Origin of the sequence: Streptomyces sp. BBFR51, assembly GCF_044591655.1 — a bacterium.
Lineage (GTDB): Bacteria > Actinomycetota > Actinomycetes > Streptomycetales > Streptomycetaceae > Streptomyces.
Genome location: NZ_CP172448.1, coordinates 6,546,350 through 6,572,742, shown reverse-complemented (window position 1 = coordinate 6,572,742; position 26,393 = coordinate 6,546,350). Strand labels below are relative to the sequence as shown.

Genomic DNA, 26,393 nt, shown 5'->3' with positions numbered 1-26,393 from the left:
TTCCCGGCCGGTCCAAACCGCGGTTTCTCCGGATCCTCTCGGGCATGTCGCCGTCTCACAGATGGAGCACGCCCCCATGTCCGACACCAGCCCGACCGCCTCCACCCCCGAGCCGTTCCGCGTTTCCGACGGGGACCTCGACGACCTCGCCAGCACCCTCGCCAAGACCATGGCCGAGGTCAGGCAGCACGGCGTCATCCTCGACCGCCTCGGCTCCGAGCCCGATCCCGTCCCCGCTGCCGGCCAGCCCACGGACGGTGCTCCGGAAACCGGGGCGGCCGACCCCGAGCGGTCGGATAGCCCGGCCTCGGTTTTCATCCTCGCCCTGGGCGGGGAGGCATACGCCGTCGAACTCGCCGCGCTCAGCGACTGGGTGAACTACCTCTTCCTCCCGGTGTACGGCCGGGAGATCAGCACGACGCGTCCGTGGTGCGCGCAGTGGTACGAACACTCGGAGGCCGTCGCCCGGCTCCACGCGCTCTGGCTCGCGTGGCAGCAGTTCACCGATACGGAGGCCGGCCTGTCCGGTCCTTCGACCTGGCATCGCGACCACCTGGACCAGGCGCTGATGCACCTGCGCGCCCCCGACGGGCCCTTCGCGGCGTGTACGACGAGCACCAGCCGCCCCAACCACCGTGTGCTGGCCACCCCGGCGCCCGAGCAGTCAGGGGTGGCGGCGTGAACGACGCCTTCGACTTCGATTTCGGAATCGACGAACTCGCGCCCGCCGATGCCGCCTCCGAGGAGGCGGCGGAGATGTTCTGGTCCGGTGAGCTGACGGCCCTGTCCCAGCACCACACCACGCCGAACGGCTCCCACAGCTTCGTCGTCGCCCACGACCGGTCGGTCACCTGGGGAATACCCGGCGCGCCGCAGGTGGTTGCGATCGCGGTCGCGCGGGATCTCAGCCGGCTCACGTTCACCCTGGAGACGAGCTACCACGCCACGGTGCCCTTCGCCCAGAACTGGCTGGTCGAACGGGGCTGCCCGCCCGAGCGGATCGCCTTGGTCGGCGACGACTACGTGAAGCCCGCCGACGACCTCACTCTCCAGGTCGAACAGCAGATCCGGGAGTCGGGCACTCGCTACGAGGTCCTCGACACCCAGACCTCGGAATCCGACCCGTGCGAGACATGGACGCTGGCCCGTGACTCCCGAGCCGATCAAGCACCGGTTCGAGTCTTCCTCGAAGAGTGGGACCGCGACTCCGGCACGTACACGATGCGCGAGGGCGCCTTCGCCGACGTGGGCGCCGCCCGATCCTGGTTGGACGACCGCGGCCACCCGCTGCCAGAACCACCGGAATACAGCGATCACAACGGCGCCGTCGTCCGGGCCCGAATCGCCCGCATCGCCCTCGCCCGGTCGGCCGGCGCTCCCGCGACACCGAAGGCCGGTTTCGACGCCCCCCGCACGCCCCCGGCGGAACCGGCCCCGCGTCCGGTGCAGGGGCGGCTGTTGTGAGCCGCGCCCGCTTCGCCTTCGCCGCGCACCCCGACGCCATCGCCGACCTGCGCGAGCTTCCCGATGAGATCCGTGACTTGGCGCTGCTGGAACTGCAGAACCTGGTCCACGGAAGTGATGACTGCCTGCCGTTGAAGGGCCGACTCGCCGGCTTCCACAAGGTCTATGTCGACCCTCCCGTCGCCTACCGGATGGTCATCCAGTTCCGTCCGGCCCCGCCGACCTCGACCCACATGCGCGAGATCTACCTCGTCGCCGCCGGAAGCCGGAAGGATTACGCGGTCTACCGCTCGGCCCACTTGCGCACCGGCGCCCAGCAGAATGTCGAGACCGACTCCGCCACCGAGGCCCGCGTGCAGGCCGCCCGGTCCCGGTCGTCGCTCGCCGTCGACCGACCGTCGGCGGGTCAGGCAACTCCCCCAGCAGCAGCCCCGTCCCCGGCCGCCGCTCCCCGAAAGGTTGTCCACCGATGACCACCGACCGCACTCCCCTGACCCGTGCCGAACTGGCGGATCTTCTCACCGACGCCGCGCAGAGCGTCTCCGGCATCCTCACCGCCGAGTACCCGACGGCCGCCGGCCGCTCCTACCTGCACCCTGTGCTGGGCGCGCTGTCGGCCGGGCCCCAGGTGGTCGGGGAGCTGAACGACCGCCTCGAAGGGTTCGTGGCCGCCGAGCCGCGCCCCGCCACGTCGGCGGGCCTGTTCACCCTGGCCTCTTATGCCTCCGCACTGGGGTGGCTCACCGAGTCCTTCGCCGAGCTGACCGCCTCGGTCGATCAGATCTGCACCCGAGTGGGCATCCCCACCGAGCCTCGCAACCCGGTCTTCGCCGCGCCCGACGGCGCCGAACAGGACGACGAGTTCGACTTCGCCTTCAGCGCGCTGGAGCTGGCGGCGATCCGCACCGCGGCCGAGGCTGCTGGCTTGGCGCCGGACGACTACGTCGAGGTCCTCTCCGAGTCGCTGCTCGCCGCCTCCCGGATCACCGACGCTTGCATGGAGATCTCCAGCGGCCTGCTCGAAGACGCCGCATACGTCCTCGACGAGGCAACCGACCACGTCTGGCTCGGCGACGGCCCCGAGAGCCTGCCCACCCTGGTCCGCTCTCTGCTTGCCCGGATGGAGGTGACGGAGTGAACCCGCACGACGCGACCGAGCGGGCCGGGGCCCACCTGGTCGCCGAGGTGTTCGGTGTCGAGGGCGCGAGAGCCGGAGCCGTCTCGCCGCTGTCCGGCGCCTGTGTGCACTCCAACCGTTGGTTCCCGCCGCGCACGCGGGTGCGTTCTCCTCCTACCTGCCCGGAGCTTCGACCATGCCCGTCCCTGATGACCCGTACCGCTACGAGGAGGTCCTGGTCAGTCCCATGTACCTGGCCGGTTCCAACGGGACCGGAGACGCCGGCTTCGCCCCGGTCGCCCACTGGCCGCAACACCACCTCGACGAGGGCCCCTGCCAGCTCGTCGTCACCTCGCCCGACCAGAGGATTCGGATCGGCTGGTTCGGCGACGACTTCGAGCTGTGGAAGATCACCGCAGCCGCAGAGGCCGTCTCCGCACCCCGCTGGACTGCCACCTTCAACCACGTCACCCCGGCCGAGATCGTCGCCGGCCTCACCACCGCTCTGGCCCACGACTACGCCCAGGCCGACGCACACGACGGCAACGGACGCTTCCTGGCGGAGCCGTCGCTCTACTGGGCCGACGCCGTCCAGCCTCTGACCGACGCCGGCTGGCATCGTGTGGCCGGCGCACGTGGCACCGTCGAGATCGTCGCCCCCGACGGGCAAGCAGGCGTCCTGATCGACAACCGTCTCTCCGGCTGGGACGACGAAACCGTCACCCTGTGGGCCGGCCCACCGGGCTGGGGCACTCGAGCGGAGGCGGTGTTCACGGCCCGCACGCCATCCCACCTGATCGCCGCGACGGCAGCCGTCATGGCGGAGTCGGCACCAGTGACCCGTGAACGGCACCAGATCGACCGCAGGATGGAGCACCTGGTCACGCTGACCCCGGTCGGCCAGGTCACCGATCCCCAGCTCCCTCGCGCTCCAACCCCACTCGACGTGCGCCGCACCGCTGTCGTCCAGGCCGTCCACCGCGCCGCTCGCGCCCCGCGCACCGCAGCAGATCTCCGTGTGATGGCCGCCCGCAGCCGCACCGCAGGTGCGACGCAGAACCGGTCCGGCAACTTCGCGCCCGCCGCCGCAACCACGCCGCCGGCCATCTCGGCGGCTCCACGGCACAGCCGCTGATTCCCGGACCGGGCCTTCCGGGACACCACCTCCGGCCCAAGCCTCGCCCCTGAACCACGGGAGTTCCGTCATGCCCACCGCCACCGCGCTCAACCAGGCCGCAGCCATGATCGAGAATGCCTGGGGCCAGCCCATCGAATTGCTGGAAATACTCGCGGTCCGCCGCCCCAGCGACGACCCGCTCCTGCGCTCGACCATGCACATCTATGCGGCCCTGGCCATCACCGACCACTCAGTAACCGCTCACCAGAACCGTCTGCACGCCCTTACCCGGCCCGGATACGTGCCGGCCTTCTACGAACTGGAGCGGCTCACCGGCTCAGCGGCCGAACTTCGCGTCGCCCATGCGGAGAGCCATACGTACCTGCAGGCGATCAGGCGTGTGATCGAAGCCCGGGAGGCCGCCGCGCCCGCGGACGGAGCCTCGGCAGTTCGCCTGGCCCAGGCCGCTGTCGCCCGCTCCGGGCACGCGCAAACCGCCCTGGGCCAGGCGCCCGACCCACCTGCTCCTTCGACCGTGGTAGGGCCGTCGGTACGACAACCGCGTTCGCCGATCCATTCCCCGGCCGTCGGCCCCGGCTGACAGTCGCGAGTTCGCCCACGGCAGACGTCACTCCCGGGAAACGACTACGCGCTTCGGCACACTGCATGTCAACGTACGGATGTCGGGAAAATCGCAGGTCGACGAATGTCTGGTCGCCGACGGCGCCTGGCCGTCCCGGAGAGCAGCCCTACCTGTCCCGCCTATCCCTACCGGCTGACCTCCTGACGAACCATCACCACCAACCCGCACCTGTCTTTCCGTACTGCTCCCGGAGGTTACCTTGCCCCAAAACCTGACCGTCGGCCACCTGCTCCGCCAGCTCCAGGGGCTCGACCCCAACCTGCCGATTCGCCTCGCCGTCAACCCCGACTTCCCCTTCGCCCACTATGTGGGGGCCGATGTCGTCGTCCGGGACGGCAAGGCGTTCATCGGAGAGGACGGCCAGGAGGGCTACCTCCCGACGGCGGTGCGCGACGCTCTCGCCTGGGCCTGACCGGTTCCACCAACACCACGGAGGCTTCTATCCCGTCGCGACCCCACCCTTCGTCCGTCCTTCCGCTGCACGACCTCGCCATACGCCCCATGCCGGACGGCGTATGCGGCGCGCTGGTCCGGCGCGTCTCCGCCCGGCCCGACGGCCCTCTCGCCATCACGTGGCTCGCCGACGGAACTCCAAGACTCCCCCTCGGCCGCATCCGTCTCCACTGGGAGCCCGCCTCCCTCGCGGGCTGGGACGTCACCGCCCACCTGGGCCTGGCCACCACCGAGGTGCACCTCGCCTCCTGGCTCGCGGCCCCGGACGACTGGCCGCGCCTGGTCCGTCCGACCGTCCACGAGGTGATCGGCCTGTGCTCCGCCCTCACATTCGCGACCGACGCCCTCGACCTCTCGAATCGCCTCGCCGAGGTCTGACCGAGAACCGCAGGGTGCCGGCGGGCGTCGAAGCAGGGGCGCCGTGCAGGACCGAGGGGCCCCAGCGGATGCCGACCTGCTGGGCGTAACCGGGCGGAAAGGTGACGGTGCCGACGGTGTTCGGTGGAACGGGCTCAAAGCGCAGATCACCGGTCAGGTGATCACCTTCTCGGCTACGCCTACTTGACGGGTTCGGCCTCAGCGGTACTCATCGGGGTCGGACGGCCGGTGCACGACGCGGCCCGCGAGATCGCCTGGCCTCTCGATACCGAAGGATGATCCTCGGGACCTCGCGAGGTGAAGAGCCGGACCTGTGGGGCTCAGACCGCCGCTGTCCGCTCGACAGAAGCGGTGAGGACCGGTCACCCGTCTGAGGTCCGAGGTGCCGGGTCCAGGATGGACCGAATGCGTTGCAGTCCGTTGTGGTTGACAGAAAACCAGGCCCAGGTGCCACGCCGCTCGCGGTCCAGGAGTCCGGCTTCGGTCATGATCTTCAAGTGGTGGCTGACGGTGGACTGGCGTAGCTCCAGGCTGTCGGCCAAGTCGCATACGCAGGCTTCACCGTTGGGGGCTTGTTCCAGTAGCCGGAACAACTGCAGGCGGGTGGGGTCGGCGATGGTTCGCAGCATCGCCGACAACTGTTCGGCTTCGGAACGGTTGAGGGGTTTGCAGTTCAGCCCCGGCCCGCACGAGCCACCTTCGAGGAACCCATCCTCCGACGTCTGCAGATCTATGACAGCCACCCATCGACCATAAGCGCTTTGTGATCACTTTGGCACGATCGAAAATGGCCGGACTGGGACTGGGCGCTCGGCCAAGACTGGTCGGCAGTGGGGGCAGGGATCGACGCAGCGGCAGCAGATCTCGTGGGCGTCGGCCGGCGGCGCGGTGGCGGCTGTCTTCCAACGCTGTCAGGTTGTCTTGCCGGTTGGCGTGGTGTGCCAGGCGATGAGTGCGGCGGCGGCCGAGACCAGCGCGAGTACGACGAACAGGTTGGGGTAGCCGCCGAGCGGCACGGTCAGGGCGGCGCCGGCGAACGGGGCTAGCGCGGAGGCGGTCGTCGCAGGGGCGGCAAGGATTCCGGACAGCCGGCCGTAACGATTTGCGCCCCATCGGTCGGTGATGGCAGTGGCTTGCAACAGGGTCAGGTTGCCACGGACGGTGCCGGCGACGACGGCCAGGACTGCCAGCAGCGGGTAAGGGCCGGGGACGAACGCGAAGGCGGCGGTGGTGGCTCCGCCCAGGCCGATGAGGACAGCGGCGCGTAGGGCGGGTGAGCTTCGGCGTGCCAGGGCGGCATACAGCGTGCGGCCGAGAGTCTGCCCGGCCCCACCCAGGCCCAGGGCCCAGGCGGCCTGGGTAGCGGTGTAGCCGCGGTCGAGCAACAGGGGGACGAGGGCGACGACTACGGCGTACATCGCGAAAGCCGAGAGGGTCAGGGCGGTGGCCAGAAGGAGGAACGGACGACTGCGGGTGATGGCGGCCGTGGTGGCAGTCCCGCCGGTGGTGGCCGGGGGCGGAGCGGGGGGCCACGGCCCGCGCAGGGCGAGGGCGTGGGCGGGTACGGTCACGGCGGCCAGGACGGCGGCCAGTATCAGGTACGTGTGCCGCCAGCTGAAGTGGCCGGCCAACTGAGCGGTCAGGGGCGCGAAGACGGTGGAGGCCAGACCGCCGGCGAGAGTGACGGTGGTGAGGGCGCGGATGTGGTCGGGGGCCCACCAGCGGGTGAGTGCGGCGAACGCGGGCTGGTAGAAGGTGGATGCCATGGCGAGACCGGCCAGCAGCCACCCGACGGTGAATATGGCAAGGTTGGGCGCGGTGGCGACGATGACCAGGCTGGCGGTGCCGATGACGGAGCCGACGGTCATCACCGTGCGGGGGCCGCGGGCGTCCAGGATCCGGCCGACGCGGATACCGGCCAGGGCGGAGACGAGCAGAGCGGCGGAGAAGGCGGCCGTGGTCGTGGCCGCGCTCCAGCCGGTGGCCGTGGTGATCTGCGGGTTGAGGACGGGAAAGGCGTAGTAGACGATGCCCCAGCTGGTGATCTGGGTGAGGCACAGAGCAGGCAGGGCCGCCCGTGGCCGCGTCGGTTGATCGGTGACGGCGGCCGCAGTGGCCGTGGAGAGGTCGCTCATGAGTCGGTCATCAGCAACGAGCCGTATCGGGCTGTTGTTCGGGCAGGGTGGCGGTCGCGGGGATGCAGCAGGTGCTACCAGGCTGCATGGCCAGGGTGTCGACGTCGGCCTTGACGACGTGCACCTCCCACGGCTCCTGGCCGGGACCGCGCACCTTGCCCTGCGGGGCGTAGCAGTAGGCGGCGCCCTCGCCCGCCCTTCCTACGACGACGGCGAGATTGAGCGCGGGCTCAGTGGTGGCGGAGTCGGCGTAGCCATCACGAAGCTTGGCCGGCGCGGTGCCGAAGAGCCTGCTGTGGAAGTTGGTCGCGGCCTGCAGGTCGGGCACTCGCGGTGTGAGTTGTGTCCGGGACATGGGTCGTACTCCTGCCGGTTCGGTGGTGCGCGCTGCCCGCAGCCGTGACGGCTTGGGTGGTGGTGGTCAGGCGTTGCAGCAGCTGCCGGGTGCGCTTGCCGAGCCGGGAGAGGCGGTGACGAGCTGGATCGGCTGCTGAGCGACTGGGGCGCAGCAGCTTTCTGTGGCGGCCTGGGAGGTGTCGGCCGTGTCGAACAGGCCGGACCCACCGCACACACCGGTCTCCGGCAGGACCAGTTCCACTCGGTCGGCCGCCTCGGCATCGCCGGCCAGGGCTGCCGTCACGGAACGGACCTGTTCGTAGCCGGTCATGGCCAGGAATGTGGGAGCACGGCCGTAGCTCTTCATGCCGACGAGGTAGACACCGGAGTCCGGGTGGGAGAGCTCCCGGTGGCCGTGCGGGTAGACGGTGCCGCAGGAGTGCTGGTTGGGGTCGATCAGCGGGGCGAGCTCCACCGGTGCCTGAAGGCGTTCGTCCAGGCGCAGGCGGACCTCGGAGAGGAAGGACAGGTCGGGGCGGAAACCGGTCAGAACAATGAGCTCGTCCACCGCCTCCAACCGTCGCCCGTCCTCGGCGACCAGCACCAGTCGGCCGTTGGCGCTGCCCTCGACGGCCTCGGTGCGGAAGCCGGTGACCGCCTCTGCGTGGCCGTCGTCGACGGCGGCCTTCGCGGCGAGGCCGAGGGCACCTCGCGCGGGCAGCTGGTCGGCATCTCCGCCGCCGAAGGTGGAGCCGGAGATGCCGCGGCGCAACACCCAAACCGCCTTCGTATCCGTTCCGTCCTGGGAACGCGCCAGTTCGGCCAGTGACGAGAGCGCGGTGAACGCGGAGGCGCCCGAGCCGATGACGGCGGTGCGCTTGCCCGCGTATCGGGCACGCACGGCCGAGTCCGTGAGGTCGGGGACGCGGTAGCTGATGCGATCGGCCGCCGCGCGCTCGCCTAGGGCGGGCAGGCCGCTGCCGCCGGCCGGTGAGGGCAGGGCCCAGGTGCCTGAGGCATCGATCACGGCAGCGGCGAGGATTCGTTCTTCCCGGTCGTCGGCGTGCTGCACGTACACGACGAAAGGCTGCGTCTCACGATCGGTGTCCACGATGCGGTCGCGGCCGGCCCTTGAGACGCCGGTGACCCGGACGTCGTAGCGGACCTGGTCACCGAGCGCGTCGGCGAGCGGCTGCAGGTAGTTCTCGATCCAGTCGCCGCCGCTCGGGTAGGTGCCGGCGTCGGGCTTCCGCCAGCCTGTTGGGGCGAGAAGCTTCTCGGCCGCGGGGTCAACGACTTCGCCCCAGGTGGAGAAGAGACGTACGTGTGCCCATTCGTGCACGGCGGTGCCCGCGCCTTGACCGGCTTCCAGAACGAGAGCGGGCAGACCGCGGTCGGACAGATGGGCTGCGGCGGCCAGGCCGACGGGACCGGCGCCGATGATGACTACCGGCAGGGCAGGAGCTGCGGACATGATGGCGATGACTCCTCGGATTCGATAGGTGTCGATGTCGCCCAGCATGGCGCCTGAGATCGACGTACGTCAACATAGAGAGTCATCGAATCTGCGCCCGAACGGGCGCAGAGGGGTTCCGTTCCCTGCTTGGCAAATGATTTGATGGCTGTCAACATAGAGGTATGTCTAATCTGGCTCCGGGCTCCACCAATCTGACCGCTGGCATGACCTGGTGCTGCCAGCCGCTGGGGAAGGAAGAGCTGTCCGCTCCGGACTCGGAGAAGATCGCCGTCATGTTCAAGGCGCTGTCCGACCCCGTCCGGCTGCGGCTGTTCTCGAAAATTGCAGCCCGGCCGGGCGGAGAAGCCTGTGTCTGTGACATCCAGGACGTCGGGGTTTCTCAGCCCACGGTGAGTCACCACTTACGGAAGCTGCGGGAGACTGGGCTTCTCGAGTCGGAGCGCCGCGCCAGCTGGGTGTACTACCGCGTTGCGCCTGGGGTGTTGTCGGCTATGGCGGGCCTGCTGTCACAGACTCCCTGAACCGGTAGGCTCCGGCGATCCGTAATGCGGGCGTCGGCCAGGCATGACGATTTCGGGCGCAGAGACATGCCGACCGGTAACGATCCCGGAAGGGACGCTGGGAGGGAAAGGTCATGTGTCAGAAGGGGACTGCCTCCGCCTGTGACGGTTCGTGCCTGGAGCTGAGCACGGCAGACATGGTCTGGTGGTCCAATGTGTTCAAGACGCTCGGAGATCCTGTCCGCCTGCAGCTTCTGATGCAGCTGGCTGAACGGGCGGGCGCCGAGGCCGCCGTGCACGAGCTGGCAGACGTCGGGGTGTCTCTGGCGACCGTCAGTCATCACCTGAAACGGCTGCGATGCATCGGTCTGATCGAGAGCAGGCGTGATGGCCGCCTCGTCTACTACAGGCTGGGTGTGGGCGTGCGCGCTGCGCTGATGCAGATCCTGCATCAGCGCAGCCAGGTCAACGTCCAGTGAGCGCAGAGACGAACCAAGGCTCCGGCTCCGCTGCAATGCCGGTGATCAGCCCACGGCGACGGCAGGTGCTGTCGTCATGGGCTGGTCCAGGTGAACGGTCGTGTCGCACAGGCGCTCCACCTGCGCCGGGTCGTGGGAGACGAGAAGCACCGCCCGTCGGCCGTTCAGCGCGGCGATGGACTGTTCGACCTTGTCCCTACTGCGTTCGTCGAGTGCGCTGGTGGGCTCGTCGAGCAGCAGCCCGGCCGGCTCCAGTGCCAGGGCACGGGCCAGACAGAGCCGCTGGCGCTGCCCGGCGGACAGGTTCTGCGCCGGGGAATCGAGGCGGTCGGCGACTTCCTTCCACAGTCCGGCCTCCTCCAGTGCCTGCTCCGCCCGCTCCTTCAGGAGCTCTTGAGAGGCGCGCAGGACATGACGGAGACCGAAAAGGGCGTTGTCGAGGATGCTGCCTCCGAAGACGACCGGCATCTGGGGCACGAGAACGACCTTGGCCCGCAGGTCGGCGTCTCCCTTGCCAGGAGCGATCGTGCGATCCAGCACCCGCAGTTCGCCGTCCCGGGTGAGTCCGTGAGGGAGCAGGTCCACCAGGGCACGCAGGATGGTGGACTTGCCCGCGCCCGACGGTCCGCACAGCCCGGTGGTGGATCCGTGTTCCAGGCTGAAGGAGACCGGGCCGACCAGGGTCTTGTCGCGGCTGAGTACGCGCAGCTCGCGCACGGTGATTACGTTGTCCATCGCTCTCCTTCGAAGCGGTTGCGCAGCGCGACAGCCGCGCTGAGGAGTACTGCGGTGATGAGGACCAGCACCATGGCACTCCCCCAGGCCTGGGTGACGGCCTGCGGGTCACCTGAGTCCTGGGAAAGAGTGAAGATGTGGGTCGGCAACGCCTGCACCGGCGAGTCCACGATTCCGCCCGGCACGGCGGGCGCACCGAAGAAGACAGTCGCGGTGAAAAGCAGCGGGGCGGTTTCGCCCGCGGCCCGCGCCAGGCCGAGCAGCAGGCCGGTGATGGTCGCCGGCCAGGTGTACGGAACGACGACCGACCGGACATACTGCGCACGCGTCAGCCCCAGGGACATGACGCTCTCCGTGAGTTCGGGAGGGATACTTCTGACACGGGTGGAGGTGGTCAGGGCAATCACCGGCACCACCACGGGAACGAGCACGATCGCACCCGCCAGCCAGGACCGGCCCCAGCCCATCGTGGTGGACAGGATCACGAACCCGGCCAGGCCCAGCAGGATGGTCGGCGCCCCACCGAGCACGACCGTGACATTCTGCAGAACGCGTGCCGTGCGCTCGGACGCGTGGACACCGATCAGGACGCCCGCGCCGAAGCCGAGGGGCAGAGCCAGAATGCCTGTGGTGGCAATGAGCAGCACCGTGCCGATGATCTGGTCACGCACGCCCCCTCCGGACGCGCCCGTTGCGGGCGTGATCCAGAAGGACGGATTGAGGGCCGAACTCCCTCTCGTCACCAGGAGAGCCAGCATGCCGACGAGAAGAACGCTGGGCAGAACCAGGGCCCCCAGCCGCAGCGTCCTCACCAGCCGGTCCCGCTGCAGACGCATCCGCGCTGTGCCGTGGGACTTGGCGGGGCGTTCGGTCGCCGCACCGCGGGTGCGGCCTCGTGTGCCCCAGACTGTCATGGCTGCCACCAGCGCCAGGAGGACGAGGCCGAGTCCGCACAAAGCGGCGAAGTGGGGGCCGGACGTTCCCGCCAGCACGGGCTCCGGACCGGCGAGCTTCGTTGTGAGCGTCTGGCCGGGGTGGCTCAGCGAGTCGAGGAACTCTCCGAAACTGGTGGGCAGTCGGCCGTCTGCCCGTCCCACGACCAGGAAAACGGCGATGGCTTCGCCAAGTGCCCGGGCAAGACCGAGCAGAACAGCCGCTCGCATGCCGGACCGCGTGAGCGGCAGTACCGCCGAGCGCACCACTTCCCGGCGGGTCAGACCGAGCGAGTACGCGGCTTCGCGGACGCGGTCCGGCACTGCGGCGAGTGCGTCGACGCTGACCGCCACGATGGTGGGAGTGATCATGACGGCGAGGACGATGCCGGCGGCCGCGAGACTGTCTCCGCCGGGCACGTCGGCGATCCGCGCGATGACCGGACGGATGACCATGATGCCGATGAGGCCGTAGACGATGGACGGTACGGCTGCGAGCAACTCCACGCACATGCGCAGCGGTCGGGCCAGGCGGGGCGGGAGGTACTCCGACAGCGCGACGGCAGCCCCCCAGCTGACGGGCACGGCGATGACGAGCGCAAGAGCACACACCACCGCCGTGCCGTAGATCATCGCCAAGCCGCCGTACAACGAACTGGCCGGGCTCCACGCGGCTTCGGTCAGCAGCTCCAGCCAGTCGACGTGTCCACTGGTGACTCCTGCGCCGAGATAGCCGACGACGGTCAGGAGGAGAGCCGCCACGGCGAACACCCCGGCATACAGCCAGGCCCAGATCCACTTGGACGGGCGCGGGCGACTGCCGGTGTCCGGTGCGTCGGGTGCGTCGGGCGGCCGGGTCAGGGTTCCGGTTGCCATCCGCTACTTCCCGATGTTCTTGAGGGTCAGGTAGCCGTGTTTGGTCATCAGCTTCTGGCCCTTGGAGGTCAGCACGTAGTCGATGAACTCTTTGGCGGACCCCTCGGGCTTGCCGTCGGTGAACAAGTACAACGGCCGGGACATGGGGTACTTGCCGGAGGCGATGTTCTCCGGGGACGGCTCGATGCCGTCCAGCGTCACCGCGGCAAGACCGTCGCGTCCTTCGACGAAGCTGGTGGACAGCGGCGCCACGGCGCCGGGCGTGGACTCGAGTTTGTTGCGGGTCTCAAGGTTGCCGCCGACGATGGCGAAGTTGCCGGACTTCGGCGGAGGCGGAGCCTTCTCGTCTCCGTAGAGGTACTTGTCGAGGACTTCACGCGTACCGCGCCCCGGCTCCTTGTCGTAGACGAAGACGTCGAGATCGGGGCCGCCGACTTCGGACCAGTTGGTGATCTTCCCCTCGAACAGGCCACGCACCTGCGCGGCGGTGAGGTTCTTGACCCCGGCGTCGGCGACCTGCTTGGTGACGATGACGCCGACGGCGTCGGCACCGATCTGCGTGGTGAGGAAGTCGGTGTCGGGGTTGGCGGCCTTGTCCTCCTTCGCCAGTGGCTTCGAGCTCATGGCGATGTCGATCTGCCCCGAGGCGAGCTGCGAGATGCCGCCGGCCGAACCACCCTGCGTGGCGACGGTGATGTCGAGCCCATCGGCCTTGAGCGCCTCGGCCGCGTCCGCGGCGACCGGCGCCACCGTGGTCGACCCGCTGACCTGCAGGGCACCACCTGCTCCGGCTCCGCCGTCGGCGCAGCCTGCCAGAGACATGACCGTCAGAGCCGAGGTGACGAGGTATGCGCGGCGGAACTTCTTGCTGAACACTGTTGAGACCCTTCCTTCGTGCGTGACCGCTGTACGTGGGACGAGAGGGAGCGGAGCGTGCTGCGACACTCCTTGGGCGGTCACTCGTGTGACAGAAGGGGACGGGCCGGACAGGGAGGCCTGAGAGCCGAGGTTGTGCCTGCGGCAGCGGCGAGAGCCGATACCGAGAGAAATATGGAAGTGTGCATGTCAGATCCTTCGGGGATGGCGGTGCCCTGAAAGAGGAATGCGGGACAGCGCACCCGTAGGGGGCTGCCCCGCGCAGGCTGCGGATCTGGCGAGGCGGTGCTGACGGGCTCGTGTCCGTCAGCACCCGGGCGCGGGGTGATCAGACGTCAGGTGGCCCGGACCCCGACGCCCTCCTCTACGGGGCTGCGGTGAGCCACGCCGTGCCGGCTGCGTCCAAGTGGACGTACATACCGTCGGCCGCCTCACTGGTGCGCACGGAGCCGCTGAGGAAGTGCCAGGTGCAGTCGGCTCGTTCGGGCAGCAGAGTGCTGAGGTTGATACGGGCCTCGGTCGCAGACGGGTTGTGCAGGCCGAGGACCACGCGCGAGCGGTCGGCGGGCTCGTGGAGCACGCCCTCGATGCTGTCGGCGGCCAGATTGCGGACGGTGGCGTCCTCGGCGAAGGCAGCCGCGATGTGGGGCTTGTCGAGACAGCCGGACAGAGCCGGAGTCTGATGCGACAGGCCCGAGGTGGGTGCGGAGGCGAGGGGGCTCAAAGCAGGGTCCTTCCTGTCATTGCGGATCCGGGTTTGTGTCCCAGCAGGTGCAGGACGGTGGGGGCGACATCGGCCAGCGTGGCCGTCTGCGGCAGCGCGAGTGGGGGTGTGTCGGTGCCCGGAGGGACGATCACCAGCGGCACGGGATTGGTGGTATGCCCGCCGTAGGGCCGCAGGGTGCCGTCCGGTGCCTGCTTGGTCATGCGTTCGGCATTGCCGTGGTCACCGACGGCAAGTACCCACCGGTGGCTGTCCCCGGCCGCTTCCAGGATCTGGTCGACCGCGGCGTCGGTTGCCTCGCAGGCGGTGACGGTGGCGGCGAGGTTGCCGGTGTGCCCGACCACGTCGATGTTGGCCAGATTGGCGATGACCAGGTCGACTTCCGGACGGGTGGCGGCTTCGACCACTGCTGCGGTGACGCGGTCGAGGTTCATCCGGGGACGCGCGACGTAGTCGGGCTTGCCGTCCCCTGTGACGCGCACGTGCTCCTCCCCGCCGCGCACAGTGGCGTCACGGCCGTTGATGTAGTAGGTGACGTGCTCGAACTTTTCGGCCTCGGCGATGCGGACCGTGCGCAGCCCGGCCGTGGCGAGCTCGTCGGCCAGGCCGCCGGAGGCGTCCGCGCGCTGGACCAGAGCGGGTATGGCGGTGCGGGTGTCGTACTGGGCCAGGCTGACCATGTCCACCGAGCGGCTGGTGGCCGTCAGGTGCTCGCTGAGGCGGTCGGCGAACTGCTGGATGCGGTCGCTGCGGAAGTTGAACCACACCACCGCGTCCCCGTCGGCGACGCTCGCGTCTCCGACAGCTGTGAGCACGGTCGCAGGGACCCACTCGTCGCCGCGCTCACCGGCGCTGACTGCCGCGTGGATGCTGTCGGCGGGCACGCCGCGCCCGTCGGCGACCAGGGTGACCGCCTGCTCGGTCAGATCGAGGTTGCCGGCCTTGTCCATGGCACAGCCGCGGCCGATGACGGTGGCGATCTGCCCTGCTCCGGCCTGGGCGGCCAGTTCGGTCACCCGGGTCAGGTAGGTCTCGCTCGTGTGGTCGGCCACATCCCGGCCGTCGGTGATCGCATGGATGAAGACCCGCTCCACCTGGTGTGTGGCCGCGGCGGCCAGCAGCTCGCTCAGGTGCTCGACGTTGGCGTGGATCTGCCCGTCCGAGCACAGACCGATCAGATGCAGCGCGCCCGACGAAGCGGTGATCCTTTCCAGCAGGGTGCCCAACCGCGGATGTGTGCGCAGGGTGCCGGTATCGATGGCCTGCTGGACCAGGAGGCTGTCGTAGGGCAGGGGCCGTCCGGCTCCGATGACCATGTGGCCGATCTCGGAGTTGCCGACCGTGCCGGGGAGCAGGCCGACCGCGTCGCCCGAGGCCTTGGCCAGCGTGCTCGGGCGGTGGGTCACCAGTTCGTCCAGGACCGGGGTACGTGCCAGCGTCAGAGCGTTGTCGTCGGACGCGTCGGCGTGGCCCCATCCGTCGATGACCAACAGAATTCCCGGGCCGGCGAACACCGGTTCGATCGCGCTCACTTGGTGCTCTTCAGGTCGGGGTGGAGGGTGTCGAGGGTCTGCCAGAAGGTGGGGAAGGACTTGGCGACGCAGCCGGGGTCCTTGATGACCACGTCCTCGGTGCGCAGACCGGCGATGGCGAAGGTCATGGCGATGCGGTGGTCGTCGTAGGTGTCGATGGTCGCGCCGTGCGGGGTGCCGCCGGTGATGTACATCGCGTCCTCGTGCTCCTCGACCTCGATGCCCATCTTGCGCAGCTCGGTGGTGACGGCGGCGATGCGGTCGCATTCCTTGACCCGTAGCGAGGCGATGTTGGTGATGCGGGTGGTGCCTTCGGCGTAGGCGGCGGCGACGGCCAGGGAGGGCACGACGTCGGGCATCGCTTCCATGTCGATGTCGATGCCGCGCAGGGACCCGCCGGTCACCGTGATCGAGCCGTCGCCGACCTCGGTGCGGCAGCCCATCTGCTCGAGAGCCCGGACGAGGTGGACGTCGCCCTGGTGGGAGCCGGAACCGATGCCCGGGATGACCACGCGGCTACCCAGGATTGCGGCGGCGGCCAGGAAGTAGGACATGCCGGAGGCGTCCGGTTCGACGGTGACCTGTCCGCCGCGGGCCTGCTGCCCGGCCGGGACGGTGAAGCGCCGGTATCCGTCCCTGCCGACGTTCACGCCCATCTCGCTCAGCGCGGCGAGCGTCATCTCCACGTACGGCTTGGAGACCAGCTCGTCGCTGATGGTGATCTCGGTATCGGTCTGGGCGCGCAGCGCGTTGATGATCAGGCTCGAGGTGAACTGGCTGGAGACGGCGCCGCTGATGGAGGTGGCGCCGCCCTTGAAGGAGCCGCCGACGACCCGGATGGGCGGGCTGCCGTTTCCGCGCACCGCGGTGGCGTCCACGCCCAGCGCGGGCAGTGCCTTGAGTAGGTCGCCCATGGGACGCTCCTGCATGCGGGCATTGCCGTTGATGACCGTGGTGCCCTCGGCGTGCCCGGCCATGGAGATCAGAAACCGGAGGGGCGTGCCCGCACCGCCGACGAAGATCTCCTCGTCGGGAGCCCGCATCGCCTGGCCCGTGGGGGTGACGCGTATGCGGGCGGTGGCGTGGTCGATGTCACAGGTGACGTGGCCGAACGCCTCGATGGCGCGGGAGAGGTAGACGGTGTCGTCGGACAACAGCGCGCCGTCGATGATCGTCTCCTGCCCGGACAGGGAGGCGATGGCCAGGTAGCGGTTGGTGTAGCTCTTGGATCCGAGGACTCTTACAGTCTCGTCGAAACCGGCCAATGTCCGGACGGTGACGGACTCGGCCTCAAGGCGCGGGTCGGGCGTGGCGGACATGCGTTGCCTCCAGCAGTGCGAAACGGGTGGGTGGAGCCGGTACTCGTGCGATGGATCAGGCCTTGACGACCCGGCAGGCGAAGCACTTGAAGGCCTGCTGGCCCGAGAGGTTGTCGTAGAAGCGGTCGTCGGGGAGCGTGTTGGCCGCCTCGTAGCGGGGGTCGTCGAAGAGGTCACCCAGCTTCTGGGCAGGGCCGAAGGTGTTGGGGACGAACACGGTGTCCGTTCTGATCCCCTCCCACAGCAGCGCGGTGCCCGTCACCGATCCGCGAGGGCTTTCAACGCGGACGTCGTCGCCGTCGGCGATGCCGGAGCGGCGTGCCGTGTCGGGGTGGATCTGGATGAAGCGGATGCCGTTGAGCTGCTTGCCCGTCGGCGTCCAGTGGGTGACCTCGGCGAAGTGGACGACACTGGGCCGGCCGGTCATGCCCATCAGCGGGAAGTCACGGTGCACCGCGTCACTTCCGGGTACGCCCAGGCGGACCGGATGGGTGACGGCCTGCGGGTTGAGAGGGTTGGTGACGAACTTGCGGCTGTAGGCCAGGGTCGGGTTCTTGCCGGTGACCTCGGGGTGCGTGTAGAAGATCGGCAGGGCGCCGTGTCCGGTGACCGCCAGCTTTTTCTCCAGGGCCGGTGTCGAGATCTCGACCTTGCCGCTGGGTGTGAGGAAGCGTTTCCCGCGGTTGGCCGGGTCGAGTGACTCGGCCGCCTGGTACCAGCTGGGGTGGTCCAGGTAGAGGGTGCTCACGCCGGGGTGGTCCTCGGTGGGGCACGGCCAGCGAAGCGGCTCGGTGCGCCGTTGCATCCGGGAGCGGGTCATTCCGCCCACGCCGGGGGTGTGGGTGACGAAGTCGTCCCACAGGTCTCGGTAGTTCATCCACCGCTCGGGGAACGCCGCACGCCACTCGGCGGCTGGTCGACGGCTGTCGAGTTCGGCCAGCGCGTGAGCGAGACCGACCCAGATCTCCCAGTCCGGCCGGGACTCGCCGACCCGGTCGACGGCCTGGTCCTGCCAGCGGATGGCCCGGTCGTCGCGGCGCATGTAGACGCCTTCCATCTCCAGTCCGCTGCAGACCGGCAGGATGATGTCGGCGTAGTACGCGGCCTCTTCCATGAACAGGCCGGTGTACACGTAGAAATCGAGTTGCTCGAACGCCTTCTTGACCTTGGTCGTGTTGGCGGAGGACACCAGCGGATTGCCCTGGGTCACCACCGCGCGCAGCCGGTAGGGATTGTCCGTGAGGATGGACTCGGCGAAGTAGTCCGGGCCGACCGGCAGCGCCTCGCGCAGCTGGGGCACGTCGGCGTCCAGGGGTGGCAGGTGCAGGTCGCCGGGCCAGGTGTTGTGCATGAAGTTGCAGCCGCCGCCCGGCTGCCCGATGTTGCCGGTCACCGCCGCCAGGAACGTGGCCACCCGGTAGGTGTCGAAGGCGCCGAGCTGGTGGGAGATCCCCGCGTTGCAGAAGATCGCTGCCGGTTTCGCCGTCGCGTACTCCACCGCCATCTCGGTGATGACGTCGGCCTCGACTCCGGTTACCTTTGCCGCCCACTCGGGGGTGTACTGGCGCTTCGCGAGATGCTCGTGCAGCTCGTCAAAACCTGCCACCCACCGTTTGACGAACGCCTTGTCGTACAGCTTCTCCTGCACGATGTGGTGGAGCATGGCCAGCAGCAGCGCGAGGTCCGTGTGCGGCTTCGGCGCCACCCAGCGGTCGGCGGCGGCTCCGGTGGGCGTCAGACGCGGGTCCACGACCGTCAGGGTCGCGTTGTTCTTCTTGCGGCCGCGCAGGAGGTAGTCGAAGGTGACCGGGTGGGTCTCGGCCTGGTTCGTGCCCAGGAACAGGTAGTGGCGCGCTGAGCCGAGGTCGTCCTTGCCGGTCGCGCCGTCGGTTCCGTACCCGTTGGTGAAGTTGCCGAGTCCGAAGGTCATCGCGAGGGCGTTGCCGCCGGCGTCGTTGCAGACCGGACCGACGTCCGTGTTGTTGGGGCTGCCCAGCATCGCGAACATACGGGCCACAAGCGAACCAGTACCTCGGGGCATCCGGCCGGTGGTGCGGTTGGCGATGGTGTGCGCCTGCCCGGCGTCGCGCAGCGCCAGAAACTTCCTGGCGATGGTGCGCAGGGCCTCCTCCCAGCTCACGGCCTCGAACTTGGAGTGCCGTGAGCCCTTCGCACCGGAGACGCGGCGAAGCGGACGGGTCAGCCGTTCGGCGTTGTAGACGAGCTGGGGCATCATCTCGGCCTTGACGCACACCTGTCCCTGTTGGACGGGGTCGCGGTCCTCGCCTCGAACGGCCAATACCCGGCCTGCTTTGAGATCGACGTTGAGCCGGCAGTTGGAATTGCAGAACTGGCAGGCCGTGGCGACGGTCTTGTCCGGCGTCAGCGCAGCGGAATGGTCGGTGAAGCCTGCGACTGTCACACCGCCGGCAGCGGATGGCCCACCTGTTGCGGCGGATGTTTCGGCGGCGTGTGCGGATATCACCGGCAACAGGACCGGCGTTCCAAGGCCGGCGCCACCGATGACGCTGCCGCGGACGAAGCCGCGCCGGGACAGGCCGTTCTGATCATGCTTCATAGAGACGTGGGGGTCCTTCCGCCTGGTGTGGGGAACGAGGCGGGCATGGCGGTGCCCGGGCCGTGCGGTTACACCGCACGGCCTTGTCACAAGCAGATGTCGCCTGGGTCAGAGGGTGAGCGTCGGCACAGCGTCGGCGTTGGCGTTGGTACGTACGGCAGCCAGAAAGGCCTTGAGGATCTTGTGTTCGGCGCCTGGCGCGGACGAGAGCTCAGGCTGGAAGAGGCTGCCCATGAAGAACGGGTGCCCGGTGATCTCCAGTGCGCGAGGTGCGCCGTCGCTGTCCCAGGCGCTGAGCTGCAGCGATCCCTCGTTGGCGGCGTTCATGAACGTGTCGGTCAGCCCGTAGTCGCAGTGGAAGATCTCCTCCACCTCGGTCGTGCCGTAGATGGCGGCGAGCCGGGAATTCTCCTTGACCCGCAAGGGCGCCTTCTCTCCGCGGAAGGAGCACTTCAGCGGGGTGACGAGAGGCATCAGCTTCTCGGGATCCTCGTCGACGCCGATTGCCTCCGGCAGGTGCAGCACGTTCTGGGCGTGCTCGATCAGGGCGCTGAAGAAGCCGCCGCAGGTGCCCAGGAACGGCAGCCCGTTCTCACGGGCGTGGCGCACGGCGACGTGCACGCCCTTCTGGTTGAAGTACGGAGCTCCCGGCACGACCCATATGCCGTCGAAGCCGTCGAGAACAGAGGCATCGTGTATGTCAGTGGTCGGTATCCACTCGGTGGTCAAGTCCCACTGCTCACGCATCGCGTCGATCTTCGGGTGGGCCGGCTCGTCGTGATTGCCGCGGTCTCCCACCAGGGCAAGGCGTGGCTGGGCGTGGACTGACATCGTTATCCCCTTCAAGTACAGGAAGGCCTTGAACTGCTTTCGCCAGTGACAGTTCCAGCCCTGTGGGCGCAGCAGAGCGCGTGCCGAGCGCTCCGATGCGCGAGCCTGGTGTGGTGCCTGAGGTGATGTCACGACCGTGCCGCCACGCACGGGTTCCGTGACAGAAGAAGTGGTGGGGTGCTATCGCCGCGTTGACTGTGGTGGGGCTGCGAGTCGCCGCCCGTCGGATGTACGCATGTCTTCCAGCCCCCGCCCCCTTGGCACCCCGTGCAGGGCCCGATGCAGGCCCTCCGTGCTGCTTCTCGACCAACTTATCGATGACGGTCAAAGTATTCGAGTATCTCGCGGTAGCACTGGAAACGATCGCGCCATCTCTACTGCGCCGTAGGAAGTGATCTCGAGCGGGGTGAGCGGTGCACGCAATGGCGGTCCCATCAGCGGTGTTGGCGGGACTCGCTGGCGGTCGGCGTTCGCTGTCCGGGGGTGCCCCTTCGTGGCCGGCCCGTCGCACCGGGGGTTGTTTGAGCACGCCAGAGCGACAACTGGGCTCAACTTGAAGCGACTTGCGAACGACCGGCCGAGATGGCCGGAAGCGGCGTACAAAGTGCGCCATTATCACCAGCGTTTACTGTTGATAAGGGTCAGTGCTGTTTAGTGGGACGTGGCTGGTGGCCGGCCTGCTGTCCTACCCCCGCGGGCACAGCCGGCCCCGGCCGCCCCACGGGGCGCCAACCTGTTGCGTTCGAGGAGAAGTAAGTGAACAGCTCCGCCGGCCATCCCCGCAGATGGCAGATCCTGAACATCCTGTGTCTGAGCCTGGTCCTGATCGGTCTGGACACCCTCATCCTGAACCTGGCCCTGCCCAGCATCCAGAAGGACCTGGATGCCACCAGCAGCCAGCTGCAGTGGATGGTCGACTCCTACGCTCTGGCCTTCGGTGGGCTCCTGCTCATGGCCGGTGGTCTGTCCGACCGGTTCGGCCGCAAACGGCTCCTCTCCATCGGCACGGGCGCCTTCGCGCTGACCAGCCTGGGCGCCGCGTTTGCCTCGAACGCCGAGACGCTGATCACCTTCCGCGCCCTCATGGGTATCTCGGCAGCGCTGATGATGCCCGCCACCCTTGCCATCATCAAGGACGTCTTCCCACGTGAGGAGCAGGGCAAGGCGATCGGCATCTGGTCGGGCGCAGCCGCGGTCGGTGTGCCCCTCGGCCCGCTCGTCAGCGGCCTGCTGCTGGAGCACTTCTGGTGGGGTTCGATGTTCCTCATCAACGTCCCCCTGGCGGCCATCGCCCTGATCGGCGGAGCCAAACTGATCCCCGAGTCCAAGGCTGAAGGCCACCCCGGACTGGACCTCGTCGGCGCCCTTCTCTCGGTGGCGGGCCTGGTGGCGATCGTCTACGGCCTGGTCGAGGCACCGCACAACGGCTGGGGCGACGTCATCACGCTCGGCTCTCTCTTCCTCGGCGTGGTTCTGATGGTTGCCTTCGTTGTGTGGGAGCGGAAGACCGCCCATCCGATGCTCGACGTCGGCCTGTTCCTCAACGCCCGCTACGGCGGAGGGGCCCTGGCCATCGCCTGCACCTCCTTCGGCCTCTACAGCGGCCTGTACCTGCTCACCCAGTACCTGCAGTCGGTACTTGAACTCGATCCGCTGGGCGCTGGCCTGCGCATGCTCGCCATCGGCACGATGATGGTGGGCGCGCCTCTGTCGGCGAAGCTGGTGGAGCGCGCGGGGCTGAAGACGACGGTGGTGCTCGGTCTGCTGCTGTGTGCGGCGGGGCTGGGAGTCCTGGCCGGGCTCTCCGTCGACGACCAGGCACAGGCGCTCATCGGGCTGGCCGTGTTCGGTCTGGGCATGGGCGTCGCCCTGCCGGCTGCCGTGGATGCCATCCTCGTCGTCTCCGCCGCCCGCCAGGCGGGAGCCGGTTCCGCGGTCGCGGATGTCGGCATGCAGGTCGGCGGCGCACTCGGTATCGCCATCAGCGGCAGCGTGATCACCACGCTGTACCGTGACGACCTGCCCCAGGCCGCCCAGTTGCCCGGCGAGGCCGGGCAGGCGGTACACGAGTCCCTGAGCGGCGCGTCGGCAGTTGCCCAGCAGCTCGGTGGTGCTGCCGGCCAGCGTGTCCTCGATGCGGCGCAGCAGTCGTTCGTCGGGGGGTTCGCCACCACCCTGCTGATCGCCGTCGGCGTCGCCGCCGTCGGTGCCGTCGCCGCCGCGCTGATTCTGCCCCGGGGCCGTGTCACCGACGACGACGGTACAGAACAGCCCGAAGTCAGCGCCCACAGCGGCGGTGCCGACGTACCTGCCGCCTCCTGAAGAACTGGGGAGTGACAGTGCATAGGATCGACTCCGCAGCCCGCCCCGGCCCGCACGCCAGGACGGGGCCCGAGCCGGACGGCTGGCTCACGGGCGAGAGGGAGGTGGCGATGGCACGGCCATCAAAGCTCAGAGTGGCGGTCAGTGATCCCGCCCAGTGGCTCAGCGAGCACGAGCGGGCACAGATGCTGGCACCCAAACTGCGTGCCCTGGCAGACGAGACCCGGCTCATGCTGATCCTGTTGATCGCTCAGCGTCCCCGCACGGTCAAGGAGTTGCAGGAAGCCACCGGTCTGAGCCAGACCCTGGTCAGCCACCATCTGGCTCCGCTGCGGGAACAGAACCTCGTCGAGGCGATTCCCAAGGGTCGGAGCAATCAGTACGTGATGTGCTGCCAGACCTTGGCCGAACCGCTGCGCATGTTCGCCAGCCTGGCCGCCATGGACCCCGAGACGGTGGCGGCCTGCCTCCAGACCGGGGTCGACGAGCCCGCGACGGCTGCAGGTGCCTGAACTCACGAAGGCCTGACAATGGGGGGTGTTCCACGCAACGCGCGGGACACCCCCCATCAGCCGGGGCGAGGGGGGTGTTCCACGCAACGCGCGGGACACCCCCCATCAGCCGGGGCGAGCTACTGCTGCAGATCGCTCTGGAAGCGGTCCCGGATGTCCAGCGTACTGAGCGCATTGGTCGCGCGTGGTGGAACAGCGCCCGTGCGAGGCAGCGTCTTGACACAGACCAGGTACGGGCCGGCAGCAGCCTGGGCCTGCAGCATCGCAGACCGTAGCGCGTCCTCACTGTCACAGACGACCGCGCCGGCGTATCCGGCCGCCAGCGCCATGTCGGGGAACGAGGTGGTCGCCGAAGTGGTGGCCTGCCCGCCCGTGGACTCGTGTACCCGGTTGTCGAGCACGACATGGATCAGGTTGGCGGGTGCCTCACTGCCGATCATCGACAACGTGCCCAAGTGCATGAGCAGTGCACCGTCCCCGTCCAGGACCACTACGGGCCGCTCCGGGTGCGTCAGCGCCACGCCGAGGCCGATGGAGGAGGCGTGGCCCATGGAGCCCTGCATGTAGAAGGTGCCGGGTGCGTCGGCCACGGCGAACGCGTCGCGGCCGGTGAAGCCGGTGGTCGCGATGACAGCGGCCTGCGGCGCAGCGGCGGTGACAATTCGGATGGCCTCTGAGGCGGGCAGCCCCTCGGTGTGCGGGGCGTTGGCCGCGGTGGCCTTGCCGATGGCGCCGCGTTCGACCAGCACGAACGGCGCCCGCTGACCGGCCAGATCCTTCTCTGCCTTCTCCAGGACCGCGGAGAACTCCTCAACCCCGTCCTGCGCGTACAGGGTGTGGTGCGGGGCGTCGACGCTGTCGAGAAGCCCTGGCGTCGCCGGCCCCATCACCGCGTGCTGGGGCTCGTCCGTGGCCGGGTCCGGCCAGCCTCGCAGACTGGTGAAGGTCAGGATCGGCAGCTGGTAGGTCATCACCAGCGAGGTGAGCGGGTTGATGAGGTTGCCCAGACCGGAGTTCTGCAGCATCACGTAGGCACGCTGTCCGCCCAGGGCCGCGCCGGCGGCCACCGCCAGCGCGCTGCCTTCGTTCGGCGCGGGAACGTAGCGGCCGGGCTGGGTACTCAGATGCGCGATCGGCCCACCGAAATGAGAGCAGGGAACGCCGCTGGCGAACGTGAAGCCACGGTCGGCCAGAAGGTCACAGAATTCCTTTGCGGAGATCATATGCGGGGCTGCTCCGTTTCGAGGGTGGCGGCGGATGCGGTGGACGGTGCGTGGTCCGCGGTCTGGGCATTGCGGGCGCGGCGTCGCATCTTGATGCCTTCGACGATGATGGGTATGCCGGAGATGAGCACGATGCCTATGACGATGGCTTCGATGTTGTCGCGGACGAAGGCGACTTGGCCCAGGTAGTAACCGACCAGGGTCAAGGTGACCGACCACAGGACCGCACCGATCACGTTGAACAGGAAGAACGTGCGGTACGACATGCGTCCGATGCCGGCGGTGATGGGGATGAAGGTGCGGAAGACGGGGATGAAACGGGCCATCACCAGAGCCTTGGGGCCGTGCTTGAGCATGAACTGCTGGGCCCGTTCGGCGTTCTCCTGCTTGAAGAACCGTGAGTTGGGACGCCTGAAGAGAGCACCACCTACTTTTCGGCCGAAGGCGTAGCCGAACTGGTCACCCAGGACGGCGGCCGCTGCGATGGCGAGCATGACCAGCCACAGGGGCTGGTGGAGGAACTGGTCGTTGGCCACAAGCAGACCCGCCGTGAACAGCAGCGAGTCGCCGGGCAGGAAGAAGCAGACGATCAGGCCGGATTCGGCGAAGACGGTGGCCATGATGCCCAGCAGGCCGAAGCCGGATATCAGGGCTTCGGCGTCAAGCAAGGGTGATGAGGCGAGGTTTTGCACGGGTGCCCCCCAGGACAGTGGTGTGCGAGCAAGCGGACATGCCGTCTGCCGGCCCCGTGGCGGGGCCGGCAGACGGGCGCGGTTGATCAGGCAGCGGCCCAGTTGGGCCGCTGGTCGATGCGTACGACGGCGCAGGTGATGGACACCCCGCCGCCATGGGCGACGATCAGGACGTGGTCGCCGGGGCCGACCTGCCCGGTTTCCACCAGGTGAGTCAGGCCGACGATCTGGTCGTTGACCGTCATGTGGCCCAGGTTGCGGCCGAAGTCGAGCAGGCCCAGGTCGGCGGAGAGACCCATCGGGTCGAGGATGACCTTCAGATAGCTTTCCTGGCCGGTGAAGACGTGGCAGACGCGGGTGACGTCGCCCGGTTCCAGTCCGGCCTCGGCCAGGGTGCGCAGTGCGATCTCCGTGCGCAGTTCGCCTTGACGGCGCACGACCTCGGCGACGGTATCCTCCAGCCCGCCCGCAGCGGCCAGACGCCCCTTGAAGTCCATGCCGCGGCCGACCGTCAGCGACGGCGGGAAGAGCGGCTCGCTACCGCGGTACTGCTCCTCGACCTCGGCGGTGGACCCGGTGTTGATGGACAGCAGGCTCGCGAACCCCTCGGTCTTCGACAGCAGGATCGCGCTGCCTCCGTCACCGAGAACACCGTTCTGGATCCCGAAGGCCCACCGGTTGAAGTTGGGGGTCCCGACGTTGTCGGCGCCGGTGAGCAGAGCGGCACCGCGTTCGGGCACGGCCTTGAGGTAGCAGGCGGCCAGCTCCAGGGAGCCGATCAAGCCGCTGCAGGCCTGCCAGACACGGAAGGAGGGCACGTCGCGGTCGGTCAGATGCCGCAGGATGTAGTGCTGTGGCGACCAACCCTCGGGGCCCTGCTCGTGACCGCAGGCGTGGATGTGCAGATCGATGTCGTGCGGGTGCAGAGCGGAGCGTTCCATGGCCTGCCGGGCAGCGGCGATCGCCATGTCCGGAGCGGGCATGTCGTCGGCGACCGCGGCGCCGGTCCAGCCGTAGAACTCGTATTCGTCGGCGTCGTACAAGCCCAGCGCGACGGCCTTACGGGCGTCGACGATCTCAGGGATGTACGTGCCCAGTCCGGCGATGCGGATGTCAGTGGTCTTCATGAAGTCGGTCCTCGT

At 68.7% G+C, this 26,393-nt stretch carries 27 protein-coding genes and 1 pseudogene; 13 read left to right on the top strand and 15 right to left on the bottom strand.

The annotated features are described in order from the left end of the window. Positions 1 to 76 precede the first annotated feature (76 nt). From ACGH7X_RS30095 to ACGH7X_RS30055, 9 genes and pseudogenes are all read left to right on the top strand, one after another. A complete protein-coding gene (locus ACGH7X_RS30095; protein WP_399890720.1) occupies positions 77 to 682 on the top strand; it encodes a DUF4913 domain-containing protein in 606 nt (201 codons plus the stop codon). Further along, complete coding sequence (locus ACGH7X_RS30090; protein WP_399890717.1) at positions 679 to 1,464, top strand: glycosyl hydrolase; 786 nt, start codon at positions 679 to 681, stop codon at positions 1,462 to 1,464. Before ACGH7X_RS30095 ends, ACGH7X_RS30090 begins: the two co-directional genes overlap by 4 nt. Next, positions 1,461 to 1,937, top strand: coding sequence for a hypothetical protein (locus tag ACGH7X_RS30085; RefSeq protein WP_399890714.1), 477 nt, complete (start codon positions 1,461 to 1,463; stop codon positions 1,935 to 1,937). Before ACGH7X_RS30090 ends, ACGH7X_RS30085 begins: the two co-directional genes overlap by 4 nt. Further along, a complete protein-coding gene (locus ACGH7X_RS30080; protein ID WP_399890711.1) occupies positions 1,934 to 2,602 on the top strand; it encodes a hypothetical protein in 669 nt (222 codons plus the stop codon). Before ACGH7X_RS30085 ends, ACGH7X_RS30080 begins: the two co-directional genes overlap by 4 nt. 175 nt (positions 2,603 to 2,777) lie before the next feature. Next, on the top strand, positions 2,778 to 3,716 hold the full coding sequence (locus ACGH7X_RS30075; protein ID WP_399890708.1) for a DUF317 domain-containing protein: 939 nt from the start codon (positions 2,778 to 2,780) through the stop codon (positions 3,714 to 3,716). 70 nt (positions 3,717 to 3,786) lie between these two features. After that, entirely contained in the window at positions 3,787 to 4,299 is a 513-nt protein-coding gene (locus ACGH7X_RS30070; RefSeq protein WP_399890706.1) for a hypothetical protein, read from the top strand. Between the two features lie 241 nt (positions 4,300 to 4,540). Then, the gene (locus ACGH7X_RS30065) at positions 4,541 to 4,753 is read left to right on the top strand and encodes a hypothetical protein (protein WP_399890703.1); all 213 of its coding nucleotides are present in this window, start codon (positions 4,541 to 4,543) and stop codon (positions 4,751 to 4,753) included. A gap of 89 nt (positions 4,754 to 4,842) precedes the next feature. Further along, positions 4,843 to 5,172, top strand: a complete 330-nt coding sequence (locus ACGH7X_RS30060; RefSeq protein WP_399890700.1) for an esterase — start codon at positions 4,843 to 4,845, stop codon at positions 5,170 to 5,172. A gap of 162 nt (positions 5,173 to 5,334) precedes the next feature. Continuing rightward, a pseudogene (locus ACGH7X_RS30055) lies at positions 5,335 to 5,451 on the top strand (pyridine nucleotide-disulfide oxidoreductase); the annotation flags it as partial. An 83-nt stretch (positions 5,452 to 5,534) separates the two neighbouring features. On the opposite strand, the gene ACGH7X_RS30050 reads toward ACGH7X_RS30055, so the two are convergent. The 4 genes from ACGH7X_RS30050 to ACGH7X_RS30035 all read right to left on the bottom strand — a co-directional run bounded on the left by ACGH7X_RS30050 (position 5,535) and on the right by ACGH7X_RS30035 (position 9,117). Continuing rightward, complete coding sequence (locus tag ACGH7X_RS30050; protein WP_366472556.1) at positions 5,535 to 5,915, bottom strand: metalloregulator ArsR/SmtB family transcription factor; 381 nt, start codon at positions 5,913 to 5,915, stop codon at positions 5,535 to 5,537. Between the two features lie 168 nt (positions 5,916 to 6,083). Beyond that, positions 6,084 to 7,307, bottom strand: coding sequence for an MFS transporter (locus ACGH7X_RS30045; protein ID WP_399890696.1), 1,224 nt, complete (start codon positions 7,305 to 7,307; stop codon positions 6,084 to 6,086). Positions 7,308 to 7,317: 10 nt separating this feature from the next. After that, positions 7,318 to 7,662: a glyoxalase/bleomycin resistance/dioxygenase family protein gene (locus ACGH7X_RS30040; protein WP_399890693.1), complete on the bottom strand. Its 345-nt coding sequence runs from the start codon at positions 7,660 to 7,662 to the stop codon at positions 7,318 to 7,320. Positions 7,663 to 7,728: 66 nt separating this feature from the next. Next, positions 7,729 to 9,117, bottom strand: coding sequence for an NAD(P)-binding domain-containing protein (locus ACGH7X_RS30035; protein WP_399890690.1), 1,389 nt, complete (start codon positions 9,115 to 9,117; stop codon positions 7,729 to 7,731). 164 nt (positions 9,118 to 9,281) lie between these two features. Between ACGH7X_RS30035 and ACGH7X_RS30030 the strand changes: the two genes are divergently transcribed. Next, positions 9,282 to 9,641, top strand: coding sequence for an ArsR/SmtB family transcription factor (locus ACGH7X_RS30030; protein ID WP_399890687.1), 360 nt, complete (start codon positions 9,282 to 9,284; stop codon positions 9,639 to 9,641). Positions 9,642 to 9,835: 194 nt separating this feature from the next. Continuing rightward, entirely contained in the window at positions 9,836 to 10,099 is a 264-nt protein-coding gene (locus tag ACGH7X_RS30025; protein ID WP_399890684.1) for an ArsR/SmtB family transcription factor, read from the top strand. Between the two features lie 45 nt (positions 10,100 to 10,144). Here the strand turns inward: ACGH7X_RS30025 and ACGH7X_RS30020 are convergent, their stop codons facing one another. From ACGH7X_RS30020 to ACGH7X_RS29985, 8 genes are all read right to left on the bottom strand, one after another. Next, entirely contained in the window at positions 10,145 to 10,834 is a 690-nt protein-coding gene (locus tag ACGH7X_RS30020) for an ATP-binding cassette domain-containing protein (RefSeq protein WP_399890681.1), read from the bottom strand. Continuing rightward, positions 10,822 to 12,642 (bottom strand): phosphate ABC transporter permease subunit PstC, encoded by a 1,821-nt coding sequence (gene pstC, locus ACGH7X_RS30015; RefSeq protein WP_399890678.1) that lies wholly within the window; start codon positions 12,640 to 12,642, stop codon positions 10,822 to 10,824. The genes ACGH7X_RS30020 and pstC overlap by 13 nt, the downstream gene beginning before the upstream one ends. Before the next feature lie 3 nt (positions 12,643 to 12,645). Next, positions 12,646 to 13,518: a phosphate ABC transporter substrate-binding protein gene (locus tag ACGH7X_RS30010; RefSeq protein ID WP_399890675.1), complete on the bottom strand. Its 873-nt coding sequence runs from the start codon at positions 13,516 to 13,518 to the stop codon at positions 12,646 to 12,648. Positions 13,519 to 13,882: 364 nt separating this feature from the next. Then, positions 13,883 to 14,242, bottom strand: a complete 360-nt coding sequence (locus tag ACGH7X_RS30005) for a hypothetical protein (protein WP_399890673.1) — start codon at positions 14,240 to 14,242, stop codon at positions 13,883 to 13,885. Next, positions 14,239 to 15,774 (bottom strand): 2,3-bisphosphoglycerate-independent phosphoglycerate mutase, encoded by a 1,536-nt coding sequence (gpmI, locus tag ACGH7X_RS30000; protein ID WP_399890670.1) that lies wholly within the window; start codon positions 15,772 to 15,774, stop codon positions 14,239 to 14,241. Before gpmI ends, ACGH7X_RS30005 begins: the two co-directional genes overlap by 4 nt. Further along, on the bottom strand, positions 15,771 to 17,093 hold the full coding sequence (gene aroA / locus ACGH7X_RS29995; RefSeq protein ID WP_399890667.1) for a 3-phosphoshikimate 1-carboxyvinyltransferase: 1,323 nt from the start codon (positions 17,091 to 17,093) through the stop codon (positions 15,771 to 15,773). The genes gpmI and aroA overlap by 4 nt, the downstream gene beginning before the upstream one ends. 55 nt (positions 17,094 to 17,148) lie before the next feature. After that, a complete protein-coding gene (locus tag ACGH7X_RS29990; protein WP_399890664.1) occupies positions 17,149 to 19,671 on the bottom strand; it encodes a molybdopterin-dependent oxidoreductase in 2,523 nt (840 codons plus the stop codon). A 108-nt stretch (positions 19,672 to 19,779) separates the two neighbouring features. After that, positions 19,780 to 20,502: a hypothetical protein gene (locus ACGH7X_RS29985; RefSeq protein ID WP_399890662.1), complete on the bottom strand. Its 723-nt coding sequence runs from the start codon at positions 20,500 to 20,502 to the stop codon at positions 19,780 to 19,782. A gap of 756 nt (positions 20,503 to 21,258) precedes the next feature. Between ACGH7X_RS29985 and ACGH7X_RS29980 the strand changes: the two genes are divergently transcribed. Both ACGH7X_RS29980 and ACGH7X_RS29975 read left to right on the top strand, forming a co-directional pair. Beyond that, positions 21,259 to 22,824: an MFS transporter gene (locus tag ACGH7X_RS29980; protein ID WP_399890659.1), complete on the top strand. Its 1,566-nt coding sequence runs from the start codon at positions 21,259 to 21,261 to the stop codon at positions 22,822 to 22,824. Positions 22,825 to 22,934: 110 nt separating this feature from the next. Further along, a complete protein-coding gene (locus ACGH7X_RS29975) occupies positions 22,935 to 23,336 on the top strand; it encodes an ArsR/SmtB family transcription factor (RefSeq protein ID WP_381506265.1) in 402 nt (133 codons plus the stop codon). A gap of 119 nt (positions 23,337 to 23,455) precedes the next feature. Here ACGH7X_RS29975 and aepY read toward each other — a convergent pair whose 3' ends face one another. The 3 genes from aepY to ACGH7X_RS29960 all read right to left on the bottom strand — a co-directional run bounded on the left by aepY (position 23,456) and on the right by ACGH7X_RS29960 (position 26,378). Beyond that, positions 23,456 to 24,559, bottom strand: coding sequence for a phosphonopyruvate decarboxylase (gene aepY / locus ACGH7X_RS29970; RefSeq protein WP_399890656.1), 1,104 nt, complete (start codon positions 24,557 to 24,559; stop codon positions 23,456 to 23,458). Further along, positions 24,556 to 25,251, bottom strand: a complete 696-nt coding sequence (locus ACGH7X_RS29965; RefSeq protein ID WP_399890653.1) for a DedA family protein — start codon at positions 25,249 to 25,251, stop codon at positions 24,556 to 24,558. Before ACGH7X_RS29965 ends, aepY begins: the two co-directional genes overlap by 4 nt. 86 nt (positions 25,252 to 25,337) lie before the next feature. Then, positions 25,338 to 26,378 (bottom strand): ketoacyl-ACP synthase III family protein, encoded by a 1,041-nt coding sequence (locus ACGH7X_RS29960; protein WP_399890650.1) that lies wholly within the window; start codon positions 26,376 to 26,378, stop codon positions 25,338 to 25,340. Positions 26,379 to 26,393 lie beyond the last annotated feature (15 nt).